The sequence below is a fragment of the Pseudomonas sp. GW821-FHT02A11 genome (genome assembly GCF_059421985.1).
Map to the genome: position 1 here is coordinate 1 of NZ_JBWKWB010000017.1, position 13,238 is coordinate 13,238.

Sequence of the window (13,238 nt, forward strand, 5' to 3'; positions counted from 1 at the left end):
GACCTCCGAAAACGAATGTCGACTTTACAAGCTTAGCTGCCAGCAACACTTTACGCAGACAGAGCCAATTCATTCGCGAGGCGGCGGCACACTCAGCACATGTCTATCGCCTGCACTCTTTTTCGCGAATGAATTCGCTCCCACAGGGGCCTCACTCCCACAGGGACCTCACGCTGGCGCAGGAACCGTCTGAGAACACTCGATCAATACATCCCTTAGCGCCTGCGCCGCAGCCGACAATTTGTGATCGGCCAGGGTCATCAGGCCAATCCGACGCTCAATACGCGGGCCCTCCAGCGCAATACAGCGGGCGCCCAACTCTTCCATCTGCTGAATGCACAGCGACGGCACTGCACTCACCCCCAGGCCGTTGGCAACCATGCGCCCCACCGTCGACAACTGATGACTTTCGAACGCCACCGACAGTTTGCCGTGCTGGGTCTGCAGGTCCTGCTCCAACAGCAGACGCACAGCCGATGGGCGCTGCAGGGTGATGAAGTCGTGATGCAGCAACTCATCCCAACTCACCACGCCGCGCTCGGCCAAGGGCGAATTTCTCGGCACCACCGCCACGAAACGGTCCATGTAGAACGAGGTGAAGGTCAGGTTGTTGCTCGACTCCGGTTCAAAGCCAATGCCCAGTTCGACTCGACGGTGATCGACCATCTCCAGCACCTGTTCGTTGATCACGTCGTGCACCGCCACGTTGACCCGCGGGTAACGCTCGCGAAATACCTTCAGCGCAATCGGCAGCAGGTTGCCTGCGAACGAGGGCATCGCGGCGATGGAGACCTTGCCCATCTGCAGGGTGAAGCGCTGGCGCAGCAGTTCTTCCGTGTTGTCCCAGTCGGCCAAAAGTTGTCGGGCCAGCGGAAGCAGGGCCTCCCCTTCAGGCGTCAGGCTGACGCTGCGCGTGGTGCGGGTCAGCAATTGCCCGCCCAGATCATCCTCCAGCGCCTTGATGGTCAGGCTCAGCGCCGGTTGCGACAGGTGCAGTCGCTCCCCTGCCTGGGCAAAGCTCAGGCACTGAGCCACGGCCAGAAACGCGCGGAGATGTTTGACGTTCATATATTTGGAATTCTTATCAATTTATGAAAAAAACAAAATTAACAAATCACTGAAGGAGGGAGAAGATGCTATCAACGCTCTTTGACAGCCCGATTGTCAGACACAACTACAACGAAGCGGGGATCGCATCATCATGGCTGGACTCGACAAACGCGTCGCAACGTACGAAGAGGCCCTTGCCGGGCTAACCGACAACATGACTGTATTGGCTGGTGGTTTCGGTCTGTGCGGTATCCCCGAAAACCTCATTGCCCAGATCAAGCGCATGGGCGTGAAAGGCCTGACCGTTGTGTCCAACAACTGCGGCGTCGACGGTTTCGGCCTGGGCGTCCTGCTGGAGGACCGGCAGATCCGCAAGATGATCGCCTCCTACGTCGGCGAGAACAAACTGTTCGAGGAGCAGTTGCTCAACGGTCAGCTGGAAGTCGAACTCACCCCCCAAGGCACCCTGGCTGAAAAAATGCGCGCAGGCGGTGCCGGCATCCCGGCCTTCTACACCGCCACCGGCTACGGCACTCCGGTTGCCGAAGGCAAGGAAACCCGCCAGTTCAATGGCCGCAACGTGATTCTGGAAGAGGCCATCACCGGCGATTTCGCCATCGTCAAAGGCTGGAAGGCTGACCACTTCGGCAACGTCGTCTATCGCCACACCGCGCAGAACTTCAATCCGATTGCCGCCACGGCGGGCAAGATCACCGTCGTCGAGGTCGAGGAAATCGTCGAGCCCGGCGTGCTGCTGCCCACTGAAATCCACACACCGGGCATTTACGTGGACCGCGTGATCCTGGGCACTTTCGAGAAACGCATCGAACAGCGCACGGTTAGAAAAGCCTGACGCGCGCTTCGCACTCGAAACCATCCGATGATTTCCCAGCGGGCATTGCGCCCCGCCGGACACCATAAAAGAGACCCACGATCATGGCACTCTCCCGCGAACAAATGGCACAGCGCGTTGCGCGCGAACTGCAAGACGGCTTCTACGTGAACCTGGGGATCGGTATTCCGACCCTGGTCGCCAACTACGTTCCCGAAGGCATCGACGTGATGCTGCAATCGGAAAACGGCCTGCTGGGCATGGGTGCGTTTCCGACCGAGGAAACCATCGACGCCGACATGATCAACGCCGGCAAACAGACCGTGACGGCCCGCGTGGGCGCGTCGATTTTCAACTCCGCCGAATCCTTTGCCATGATCCGTGGCGGCCACGTCGACCTGACGGTACTGGGCGCTTTTGAAGTCGACGTCGACGGCAACATTGCCTCGTGGATGATTCCCGGCAAGCTGGTCAAAGGCATGGGCGGCGCGATGGACCTGGTGGCCGGGGCCGACAACATCATCGTGACCATGACCCACGCCTCCAAGGACGGCGAGTCCAAGCTGCTGCCGCGCTGCAGCCTGCCGCTGACAGGTGCAGGCTGCATCAAGAAAGTGCTCACCGACCTTGCGTACCTTGAAATCGAAAACGGCGCGTTCATCCTGCGCGAAACCGCGCCGGGTGTGACCGTCGAGGAAATCATCGCCAAGACCGCCGGCAAGTTGATCGTGCCGGACGATGTGAAGGAAATGGCGTTTTAAGTCCTCCGAGTTGGCGCGCCCCCCCTGTAGGAGCGCGCTTGCCCGCGAAAGGCCAGATCAGTCACCCACGCAGTGTCTGAACGATCCCATCGCGGGCAAGCGCGCTCCTACAGGGGCCACGCCATTGGCTTGTCATACCGTCATGCCACTCTGCCCCTTCAGCGATGAAGGGGCTTTGCTGTATCTAGAGCCGAACCTTTTTTGCATCACCGCCAACACAAAAAAACAGCCAGTCCAATAGCACCTGAACAATAACTCCAAGAGGTATAACAACGTGGCCGCCGATATCGAAGAAAGCCGCTCCGCCCGATTTGCCCTGCGCTGTGCCAAGTGGGCCGAGCGCTGGTTCCCTGACTCCTGGGTGTTCGCCGCCCTGGCCGTGGTGATCGTTACCCTCGCCACCCTGGCCATCGGCGCCAAGCCCGCCGACACCGCCAAAGCCTTTGGCGACGGCTTCTGGAGCCTGATCCCGTTCACCATGCAGATGGCCTTCGTGGTCATCGGCGGCTATGTGGTCGCCAGCTCCCCGCCTGCGGTCAAGCTGATCGACCGCCTGGCCCGCATCCCGAAAAACGGCCGCTCGGCGGTCGCCTGGGTTGCGCTGATTTCCATGGTCGCCTCGCTGCTCAACTGGGGCCTGTCGCTGGTGTTTGGCGGTCTGCTGGTACGTGCACTGGCTCGCCGTACCGACCTCAAAATGGACTACCGCGCTGCGGGTGCCGCGGCCTATCTGGGGCTGGGCGCTGTGTGGGCATTGGGGCTGTCGTCGTCGGCGGCGCAATTGCAGGCCAACCCGGCGAGCCTGCCGCCGTCGATTCTGGCGATCACCGGGATGATCCCGTTCACCCAGACCATCTTCCTCTGGCAGTCGGGCGTCATGCTGCTGGCGCTGGTGGTGATCTCGATCATCGTCGCCTACGCGACCGCGCCCGGCCCGAACAGCGCTCGTGATGCCAAGGATTGCGGCGTCGACCCGGCGTTCAGCATGCCGCCACTGCCTGCGCGCACCCGTCCGGGCGAGTGGCTGGAGTACAGCCCGCTGCTGATCATTCTGATGGTCGTGCTGGCGTCCGGCTGGCTGTACAACGAGTTCAGCACCAAGCCTGCGATCACCGCGATTTCGGGCCTGAACACCTATAACTTCCTGTTCATCATGGTCGGTGCGCTGCTGCACTGGCGTCCGCGCAGCTTCCTGGACGCCGTGGCCCGTGCGGTGCCGACCACCACCGGCGTGCTGATCCAGTTCCCGCTGTACGGCTCGATCGCCGCGTTGCTGACCACGGTCAAGGGCGGTGACGCGCAGACCGTCGCGCACCACATCTCGACGTTCTTCACCAGCATCGCCTCCCACGACACCTATGCGCTGCTGATGGGCGTGTATTCGGCGATCCTGGGTTTCTTCATTCCGTCCGGTGGCGGCAAGTGGATCATTGAAGCGCCCTATGTGATGCAGGTCGCCAACGACCTGAAATACCACCTGGGCTGGGCGGTGCAGATCTACAACGCCGCCGAAGCGCTGCCGAACCTGATCAACCCGTTCTACATGCTGCCGCTGCTGGGCGTACTGGGCTTGAAGGCGCGTGATCTGATCGGCTTCTCGTTCGTGCAATTGCTGGTGCACACGCCGCTGGTGTTGTTCCTGTTGTGGGTGTTGGGCGCGACGCTGGCGTATATCCCGCCGGTGATGCCGTAACGTCCGGGTGCCGCGCCCTTACACGGGGCGCAGCGCCTGTTCGATCAACCACTCTTTCAACGCCTGCACCGTCGGGCGCAGGATCGAATGTTTCGGCTGGACCAGGTAGTAGCCCTTCGACAGCGGCAAGCGCTGGACGAAGGGCTCTATCAGCACCCCGCTCGCCACCTCCTCCTGGGTCAGCCACTCGCTGGTGATGACCACACCCTGATGACGCCGCGCCGCTTCAATGGCCATCAACGACTGGTCGAAGTGAATGCCCGGAATCCGCCTGCCCTCCTCTTCGCCAATCCTGGCAAAGCGCTGCAGCCATTCCGGCCAGTGCGGGTGCAGGGTGTTGTGCAGCAACGTCGCGCGACGCAGATCCGCCGGATCTCGCAACCCCATCTGCTCGACATAAGCCGGGCTGCAATACACCCGGGCGTCGTCCTGATGCAGCAGCTCGACCTCAAGCTCCGGCGCGCGCCCGTCGAAATGCCGGATCGCCAGGTCCACCCGCTCGCTGCTGAAATCGGTCAAGGCGATCGACGAACTCAAATGCAGGGCAACGCCGGGATGGCTTTCGAGAAATCCGGCCATGCGCCGGGCGAACCACTTGGCCGCAAGGCTGGGGGGCATGTTCAGCCAGACATTGTTGTTGTGGCGGTCGCGCAAGGCGTGGCTGGCCTCGATGATCTGCGTCAGCGCCGGTTGAATCTGTGCCCAGTACGCCTGGCCATCGGGCGTCGGCTGGACCTGTCGGATCTGCCGCGTAAACAGTGAAACCCCGAGCCACTGTTCGAGATTGCGAATCTGCTGACCGACCGCGCCGGGGGTCACGTTCAACTCATCGGCCGCAAGAGAAAAACTGTTCAGTCGCACAGCCGCATCAAAACACAGCAGCGCCTTGAGCGGCGGAGAGGCTTTCATGGCGTAGTTTTTCTATTCCATGCGATAGAGATGATGATTTGTAACGGATCACGTCGCCGCGCACAATCGCCGCCTCATCGACCACTCGGCAGACCGATCCCACATGAAAAACATCGCCTACTTTGCCTTTGCCCTGCTGGGGCTGATCTGGGGCACCAACTTCATGTTCATGAAGTGGGCGTTGGAGTGGATTTCCCCGGCGCAGATCGTGCTGGTGCGCTCGTTCTTCGGTTTCCTGCCGATCCTCATCTACGCCCTGGCCACTCGCGCCCTGAGCTGGAGCCACCTGCGCTACGTGCATCACTTTCTGGTCATGGCCCTGCTGGCGACGGCTGTTTACTACTACCTCTACGCCGAAGGCACCACGTTGTTGCTGTCCAGCGTCGCGGGCTTGCTCAGCGGGGTGATTCCGCTGTTCACCTTCGGTTGTGCGTTCCTGTTTCTGCGGGAAGAAAAACTCAACGCACGGATGAGTCTGGGCGTGCTGCTGGGCTTCATCGGCGTGCTGCTGATCGCGCGGCCTTGGGCCAGCGGCGACGCCGCGATTTCGATAAAGGGCGTGATGTACATGATGCTGGGGTCGTTGAGCATCGGCTGCTCATTCGTCTACGCCAAACGCTTCCTGACCGGCCTGAACATTTCAGCGGTGGCGCTGTGCACCTATCAGATCGGCTTGGCACTGCTGATTTTGCTGGCCGTGACCGACCGGACCGGCATGGAGCACATCACCGACAGCCCCAAAGCGATGATCGGAGTGTCCCTGGGGCTGGGGCTTTCCGGGACCGGGGTGGCGTACATCCTGTATTACTTCATCGTCGAGCGCCTGGGCGCAGTGGTTGCCGCCTCAGCGACCTACATCCCGCCGGTGATCGCCCTGCTGATCGGCATCTTCGTCGCAGGTGAACCCGCCCATGCGTTGGACATGGTGGCGATTGCCGCGATCCTGGGCGGCGTCTTCGTCCTGCAAAGCGGACGCCGGATCGCGGCGCAACGGGTCGCAGTACAGAATTGACATGCACCCCACAACCTGTGGGAGTGAGCTCGCTCACGAAAGCGGTGCGCCTGACGACATAGATGTGATCGACCGTCAGCTTTCGTGAGCAAGCTCACTCCCACAAGCACCGCTCAACCCCCGTTTGCCGCACAGGCCAGCACGAACGCTTTGACCAGCGGCGGAGTCTTGCCCTCCAGCGCGGCGCGTTCAGGCTGAAACAGCGTGGCAACGAAAAACGGATGCCCTTCCAGCTCCATCGCGCGAACTTCCCCATCGTGGTCGTAGCCCGCCACCTTCAACGGTCCGGCAAAGATCTGCGCTTCCAGCTCCTTGCGCAGGCCATAGCGGCAGCGATAACGCTCCTGGGTTTCCTCACTGCCGTAGGCCTTGGCGATTCGAGAACCGGGCAGCAGACGAATCGGTGCAAACGCCTCGACCAGTGAGCAACTGAGCGGGGTGATGATTGCCTGGTCAGAGTCGGGCGCGGTTTCGGCGTGCTCGGCATCGGCCCAGCCCAGGTGATTGCGCGCGTATTCCAGCAACGCATGTTGAAAGCCGCCGCAGGTGCCCAGAAACGGCACGTGCTGTTCACGGGCCAGACGAATCGCCGTCAGCGCACCGTCCATGTCGCGATAGGGGCTGGCCGGGACGCACCAGATGCCATCGTAGGCCTTCAACCCCGCGCCCTCGCCAACCTCTGGCGTGGGCACCCACTGAAAATCGACGACGATGCCGGTCTCCCCTGCCACCCGGTCCAGCGCCACGGGAATCGCCTGATGGGCGGGGACGCTCTCGTCGTAATCACCCACCAGTGCAATGCGGATCACCTGTTTGTGTTTCATGCCTGCTCCCTGATATCAAAACGCTTTGCGGTAGGTCCGGCGCTGACTATAAGCTTGTCGCCGTGCAATCAGAATTGGCGTTCAAGCAAGTGATCAATGCAGCCGCGCAATACCGAATCAATCACGCCGACCTCACCCTGATCCTCGCTCTGGTGCGCGCAAAGACGCTGCCCAGAGCGGCCGAACTGCTCAAGGTCGATGTTTCCACGGTGTTTCGCTCGGTGCGTCGGCTGGAGGCCGCGGTCGGCACCGCGCTGTTCGACAAAAGCCGCACCGGCTATCAGCCCACCAGCGCGGCCATTGCGTTGGCGCAACAAGCCGAAAGTGCCGAACAGGCCTTGGCACTGGCGCAAATCAGCCTCGAACAGGGCCAGCAGATCGTCAGCGGCACGGTGCGCCTGACCTGCACCGACGCCGTGTTGCAGAGCCTGTTGTTGCCTGCGCTGACGCAGTTCATGCCTGACTATCCGGGCCTGAAGCTGGAACTCAATACCTCCAGCACCTTCGCCAACCTCAGCCGCCGCGACGCCGACATCGCCTTGCGCCTGACCAACGCGCCGCCAGAGCATCTGGTGGGCACGCGTTTGGGCACCGTGTCGTATCAACTGTGCGCCAGCGACGCGTATTTGCAGCGAAGAGGCCAGGTCGAATTGAGCGCGATGGACTGGATCGCGCCGGACGATTTCCTCCCCGATCACCCCACAGTAACCTGGCGCCGCCAAGCGTTGCCCGGGGTGAATCTGGCCTACCGATGCAGTTCAATGATGGCCGTTGCGCAACTGGTGCGCGCAGGCATGGGCGTCGCGGCGCTGCCGGATTTCATGCTGAGCGAAGGGGAATTGCAGCGGCTGGGGGAGCCGCTCCAGGGGTACGACACAGCGCTGTGGCTGCTGACCCGGCCGGATTGCCGGGCGCTGCGGTCGGTGTCGGCGCTGTTCAGCGAGCTGACCCGTACCCTCAAACGAGGGTAATGGCGGTCAGGGCTGCCAGATGCGTTCGCCATTCACCTCGATGATCACGCTGTCCGGCAGCCGCGCGGTGTCGCGCACGATCATCCTGCCGGGCAGCACTTCCTGAATCGCCTGGGTGCCAGGGTCGGCCAATTGCGCGCAGACAATGTTCACGGCGCGACTGATCATCTCGCCCATGGGTTGTTCGAAGGTGGTCAGGCCGAAGATCGGCCACTGGCCTTGAGGCAGGTCGTCGAAACCGACGATGGAGACATCACGCCCCGGCTTCACGCCCTGCTCATGGCAGACGTTGATCGCCGCCAGCGCCATCAGGTCGTTGGCACAGAAGATCGCATCCGGCGGTGCGTCCAGGCCCAGCAGTCGGCGGGTCGCTGCGATGGCGCCGTCGAAGGTGTAGTCCCCTTCCTCACGCAATGCCAGAGGCTTGCCCTGAGCCTGTAGGTAACCGCTGAAACCGGCCTCGCGGTCGCGGTTGGTCGACGAGCTCTGCTTGCCCGCAATGAACGCCAGCCGCTCATGCCCGCCCGCCAACAGAAAGCGCGCGATGGTGCGGCTGCCGGTGAGGTTGTCACTGGTGACGCTGGACACTGAAGTGCTGTCGTTGGTGCGGTTGAACAGCACCACCGGCAGGCCGATGGTGCGGCACTCTTCGGCAAAGCGTGAGGAGAGACTCGCCGAGACCAGCACCAGACCGTCGACCTGATAGCGCAGGATTTCCTCCAGCACCGGGTCGGAATCCTCGTTGTTGGCCATGGAAAACAGCAGAATCCGGTAACCCAAGTGCTCGAATTCCGCCGACAGCGCTTCCAGCACCCGCGCATAAAACGGGTTGGCCATGCCAGGAATGGCGACGCCAATGAGGTTGGAACGCCGGGTGATCAGCGAGCGCGCCACCAGATTGGGCCGATAACCCAGGCTCGCCGCCGCCTCCTCCACCTTGCGTCGGGTGTCGGGAGACACGCTGGCGCCTTTGGTGAAGGTGCGCGAAACCGCCGACTGGGAAACTCCCGCCAGCCTGGCTACCTCATGGGCCGTCACCGGACGCCGTCCTCGCTCCGTGTTGTCTGACATATCGCTTCGACCGCCGAAAAAAAATGATGATACCTGCCAATCGCTTATGTCACATCCCGGGCATGAAATTCACTGCCGTTGGCCGGGAGGGGTTTGCAACGTCGAAATCTTGCATTACCATCGGCAGTATTGCATACGTATGCAAACCTTCACAAAAACAATTCGCAGGAGAACACCGTGGCTAAATGGCTCAAACAAGGCGCTGAAGCAGACGTCATCAAATCCGCCGCCCGTGAAGTGCGCGACACCGTCGAAAACCTGCTGGCTGACATCGAAGCCCGTGGCGACGCTGCTGTGCGCGAACTGGCGATCCGTTTCGACAAGATGGACCGCGAGGACTATCGGCTCAGCGACGCCGAAATCCAGGCCTGCATCAACCAGCTCAGCGACCGCGACCTCAAGGACATCGAGTTCGCCCAGACCCAGGTGCGCAACTTCGCCCAGCACCAGCGCAACTCCATGGTCGACGTCGAAGTGGAAACCCTGCCGGGCGTGGTCCTGGGCCACAAACACATTCCGGTGAATGCCGCGGGCTGCTACGTGCCAGGGGGCAAGTACCCGCTGCTGGCCTCGGCGCACATGTCGGTGATCACCGCCAAGGTCGCCGGCGTGCCGCGCATCATCACCTGCGCCCCACCCTTCCAGGGCAAACCGGCGCCCGCCATCGTCGCCGCGCAACACATGGCCGGGGCCAACGAAATCTATTGCCTGGGCGGCATTCAGGCGATCGGCGCCATGGCCCTGGGCACTAAATCCATCGCTCAGGTGGACATGCTGGTCGGCCCCGGCAACGCCTTTGTTGCCGAAGCCAAGCGCCAACTGTTCGGCCGTGTGGGCATCGACCTGTTCGCAGGCCCGACCGAAACCCTGGTGATCGCCGATGAAAGCGTCGACGGCGAGCTGTGCGCCACCGACCTCCTGGGTCAGGCCGAACACGGCCCGGACTCCCCGGCGATCCTGCTGACCACCTCGGAAAAACTCGCCCGCGAGACCATGGCCGAGATCGAGCGCCTGCTGCAGATCCTGCCAACCGCCGACATTGCCCGCCGCGCTTGGGAAAGCTTCGGCGAAGTGATCGTCGCCGAGGACGACGCCGAAATGCTCGCCATCGCCAACGACCTCGCCTTCGAACACGTGCAAGTGATGACCCAGGACCCGGACTACTTCCTGAAGAACATGCGCAACTTCGGCGCGCTGTTCCTCGGCCCGCGCACCAATGTCTCGTTCGGCGACAAGGTGATCGGCACCAACCACACCCTGCCGACCAAAAAGGCAGCGCGTTACACCGGCGGTCTGTGGGTCGGCAAGTTCATCAAGACCTGCACCTACCAGAAGGTCACCACCGACGAGGCTTCCTCGATGATCGGCGAGTACTGCTCGCGCCTGTGCGCGCTGGAAGGCTTCGCCGGGCATGGCGAGCAGGCCAACATCCGCGTGCGCCGCTACGGCCACAAGGATGTGCCATACGCCGGGGCCGCCCAGTAAGCGTCACGATCCAGTTGGCTTTTTGCGGAAAAAGGTGAGCGCGCGACCGCTCGCCTGAACAATAAAAACAATCACATCCACTGCGGACCACACCTTGCCTGTCCAGGCCGGGTGGCGGTTCGCTGTGCCGCTTTTAAGGATTGACTCATGAGTGTTGTCATCGCCGTTCTGGCGCTGTGCGTGCTGATGCTGGCTGCATATCGGGGCTACAGCGTGATCATCTTCGCCCCACTGGCCGCCCTTGGCGCGGTGTTGCTGACCGACCCGAGCGCAGTGGCGCCGGTGTTCAGCGACCTGTTCATGGACAAGATGGTTGGCTTTATCAAGCTGTATTTTCCAGTATTCCTGCTGGGCGCGGTGTTCGGCAAGCTGATCGAGCTGTCCGGGTTCTCGCGCTCCATCGTCAAATCGGTCATCGGGCTGCTGGGGAGCAGCCAGGTGATTCTGGTGATCGTACTGGTCTGCGCCTTGCTGACCTACGGCGGCGTGTCGCTGTTCGTGGTGGTGTTCGCGGTGTATCCGTTTGCCGCAGAAATGTTCCGTCAGGGCAACATTCCGAAACGCCTGATGCCAGCGACCATCGCGCTGGGTGCGTTCACCTTCACCATGGACGCGATGCCCGGCACGCCGCAGATCCAGAACATCATTCCGACTACCTTCTTCGGCACCAACTCTTGGGCGGCGCCCTGGCTGGGGCTGCTGGGTTCGCTGTTCGTGCTGGGTTGCGGCATGGTCTATCTGGAATATCAGCGCCGCAAGGCCGCCCGCGCGGGCGAAGGCTACGGCACCAACCTGCGCAACGAGCCGGAAACCCCTGAGCAGATTCAACTGCCCCACCCGCTGATCGCCCTGCTGCCGCTGGTGCTGGTCGGTGTGATGAACCTGTTGTTCACCCAATGGATTCCGGGCTGGTACGGCGGCTCGTACGGCATTCATCTGCCGGGCCTGAAAGTGCCCATCCAGACCGACGTCGCCAAACTGACCGCCATCTGGGCGGTGCAGGCCGCGCTGCTGGTGGGCATCGTTACGGTGCTGGTGTTTTCCTTGCGCACGGTTGCCAGCAAGCTGGCCGATGGCAGCAAGACTGCGGTCGGCGGCGCGATGCTGGCGACGCTGAACACGGCTTCGGAATACGGGTTCGGCGCGGTGATCGCATCGCTGCCGGGGTTTCTGGTGGTGGTCGATGCGCTGAAGGCGATCCCCAACCCGCTGGTCAATCAGGCGATCACCATCAACATTCTGGCGGGGATCACCGGGTCGTCTTCGGGCGGGATGAGCATTGCCCTGGCGGCGATGTCCGACACCTTTATCTCGGCGGCCAATGCGGCGCACATTCCGATGGAAGTGATGCACCGTGTCGCCTCGATGGCGGCAGGCGGCATGGACACCCTGCCGCATAACGGCGCGGTCATCACCCTGCTCGCGGTCACCGGCCTCACCCACCGCGAGGCCTACAAGGACATCTTCGGCATGACCATTTTCAAGGTGCTGGCGGCGTTCTTTGTGATTGGCGTTTATTACACCACCGGGTTGGTTTGATTCAAGGGATCGCCCCGATTGCGGCGGCGATCCCCGATCTCTGTAGGAGCGAATTCATTCGCGAAAAATGGCACAAACGATAGAGGTGTATTGGCTGTACTGCCGCTTCGCGAATGAATTCGCTCCCACACTTTGGTTTATGTACCCCGCTGCTCGCGCCGAAACTGCCCTGGCGGCACGCCATGGGCCTTGCGAAAACGCCGCGAAAAATACGCCTCATCGGCAAACCCGCAAATCTCGGCAATGTGGCTCAGCGGCTTGCTGCTGTTCATCAGGTGCGTGCGCGCCAGACGCATGCGCCGCTCCAGCACCAGTTCGGAAAACGTGCTGCCGGTTTCCTTGCGCAGCAGGTGGGTCAGGTAGTTGGGCGACAGAAACGCCGCGGCCGCCGCATCCGTCAGGGTCATGGCCGGGTCGGCAATGTGCTCGCGGATGTACTCCATCACCCGCCCCATGGCGTCGCGCCGCCCTCTTCGCTCTGCCTTGTTCGCCGACAGCGCCTGCAACTGGGGCTCGAACAGGTTGCAGACCTTGCCAATCAGCTGCAGCAACAACCCTCGCAGGATCGACGCCGAGCCCAGTTGCCGGGCCTGATCGGCGTCGCGCATCTGCTTGAGCAACGTCGTTACTTCAGCAAAAGGCTCGTCGTCGAGGATGAAATCCAGGTGCTCCTGAAACCGAAATGGCGCCAGTTCCGGCGCTTCGCTGAGCGGCACGTCTTCCAGGTCCATCGGGTCGCACTGCAGGTGTTGCAACAGGAATGGCTGGGAAAAATTGATCAGCACGAAATTGCCGTCCTCCGGATGAGGGATCACGTGCAGGCGATGGGGCAGGATGAAGGCCAGGGTGTTGCGCGGGAACGGTCGGATCGCGCCGCCAATGTGCTGCACGGTGTCGCCGCCGAGGTTGATCTGGATCTGGAAATATTCGTGACGGTGAGGCGAAGTCAGCGCCGGGCGAGCGGACTTGTCACGGATGTAGAAATCCATGCGGTCGCTGCGCTGCTGCATGCCATAGGTCTGGATGCGAGAGACATTCGCCATCGGAAGAGCCTGCAAAAGGCCTCAAGCTACAAGTTTTGCGCGGCAGGC

At 62.0% G+C, this 13,238-nt stretch carries 12 protein-coding genes; 7 read left to right on the forward strand and 5 right to left on the reverse strand.

Annotated elements, in window-relative coordinates; translation table 11 throughout:
• Positions 1-168 precede the first annotated feature (168 nt).
• Positions 169-1,068 carry a LysR family transcriptional regulator gene (locus tag AC07V9_RS21095; protein ID WP_495017583.1) on the reverse strand — a complete coding sequence of 300 codons (900 nt, stop codon included), beginning with the start codon at positions 1,066-1,068 and terminating at the stop codon, positions 169-171.
• Between the two features lie 133 nt (positions 1,069-1,201).
• Between AC07V9_RS21095 and AC07V9_RS21100 the strand changes: the two genes are divergently transcribed.
• The 3 genes from AC07V9_RS21100 (at position 1,202) to AC07V9_RS21110 (ending at position 4,336) form a co-directional block, all read left to right on the forward strand.
• Positions 1,202-1,903, forward strand: coding sequence for a CoA transferase subunit A (locus AC07V9_RS21100; RefSeq protein ID WP_495017584.1), 702 nt, complete (start codon positions 1,202-1,204; stop codon positions 1,901-1,903).
• Between the two features lie 83 nt (positions 1,904-1,986).
• The gene (locus tag AC07V9_RS21105; RefSeq protein WP_495017585.1) at positions 1,987-2,643 is read left to right on the forward strand and encodes a CoA transferase subunit B; all 657 of its coding nucleotides are present in this window, start codon (positions 1,987-1,989) and stop codon (positions 2,641-2,643) included.
• 274 nt (positions 2,644-2,917) lie between these two features.
• A complete protein-coding gene (locus AC07V9_RS21110) occupies positions 2,918-4,336 on the forward strand; it encodes a short-chain fatty acid transporter (RefSeq protein WP_495017586.1) in 1,419 nt (472 codons plus the stop codon).
• 18 nt (positions 4,337-4,354) lie between these two features.
• Here the strand turns inward: AC07V9_RS21110 and AC07V9_RS21115 are convergent, their stop codons facing one another.
• On the reverse strand, positions 4,355-5,245 hold the full coding sequence (locus tag AC07V9_RS21115; protein WP_495017587.1) for a LysR substrate-binding domain-containing protein: 891 nt from the start codon (positions 5,243-5,245) through the stop codon (positions 4,355-4,357).
• A gap of 103 nt (positions 5,246-5,348) precedes the next feature.
• Between AC07V9_RS21115 and AC07V9_RS21120 the strand changes: the two genes are divergently transcribed.
• Positions 5,349-6,257 carry a DMT family transporter gene (locus tag AC07V9_RS21120; RefSeq protein ID WP_495017588.1) on the forward strand — a complete coding sequence of 303 codons (909 nt, stop codon included), beginning with the start codon at positions 5,349-5,351 and terminating at the stop codon, positions 6,255-6,257.
• Between the two features lie 113 nt (positions 6,258-6,370).
• Here the strand turns inward: AC07V9_RS21120 and AC07V9_RS21125 are convergent, their stop codons facing one another.
• Complete coding sequence (locus AC07V9_RS21125) at positions 6,371-7,081, reverse strand: CTP synthase C-terminal region-related (seleno)protein (RefSeq protein WP_495017589.1); 711 nt, start codon at positions 7,079-7,081, stop codon at positions 6,371-6,373.
• Between the two features lie 62 nt (positions 7,082-7,143).
• Here AC07V9_RS21125 and AC07V9_RS21130 point away from each other — a divergent pair, with 62 nt between their 5' ends.
• Positions 7,144-8,052, forward strand: coding sequence for a LysR family transcriptional regulator (locus AC07V9_RS21130; RefSeq protein WP_495017590.1), 909 nt, complete (start codon positions 7,144-7,146; stop codon positions 8,050-8,052).
• 6 nt (positions 8,053-8,058) lie between these two features.
• Here AC07V9_RS21130 and AC07V9_RS21135 read toward each other — a convergent pair whose 3' ends face one another.
• Positions 8,059-9,123: a LacI family DNA-binding transcriptional regulator gene (locus AC07V9_RS21135; protein ID WP_495017591.1), complete on the reverse strand. Its 1,065-nt coding sequence runs from the start codon at positions 9,121-9,123 to the stop codon at positions 8,059-8,061.
• A 177-nt stretch (positions 9,124-9,300) separates the two neighbouring features.
• Here AC07V9_RS21135 and hisD point away from each other — a divergent pair, with 177 nt between their 5' ends.
• Both hisD and AC07V9_RS21145 read left to right on the forward strand, forming a co-directional pair.
• On the forward strand, positions 9,301-10,608 hold the full coding sequence (hisD, locus tag AC07V9_RS21140) for a histidinol dehydrogenase (RefSeq protein ID WP_495017592.1): 1,308 nt from the start codon (positions 9,301-9,303) through the stop codon (positions 10,606-10,608).
• Between the two features lie 147 nt (positions 10,609-10,755).
• Entirely contained in the window at positions 10,756-12,147 is a 1,392-nt protein-coding gene (locus tag AC07V9_RS21145) for a GntP family permease (protein ID WP_495017593.1), read from the forward strand.
• 137 nt (positions 12,148-12,284) lie between these two features.
• On the opposite strand, the gene AC07V9_RS21150 is transcribed toward AC07V9_RS21145, so the two are convergent.
• Positions 12,285-13,190 carry a helix-turn-helix transcriptional regulator gene (locus AC07V9_RS21150; protein ID WP_495017594.1) on the reverse strand — a complete coding sequence of 302 codons (906 nt, stop codon included), beginning with the start codon at positions 13,188-13,190 and terminating at the stop codon, positions 12,285-12,287.
• Positions 13,191-13,238 lie beyond the last annotated feature (48 nt).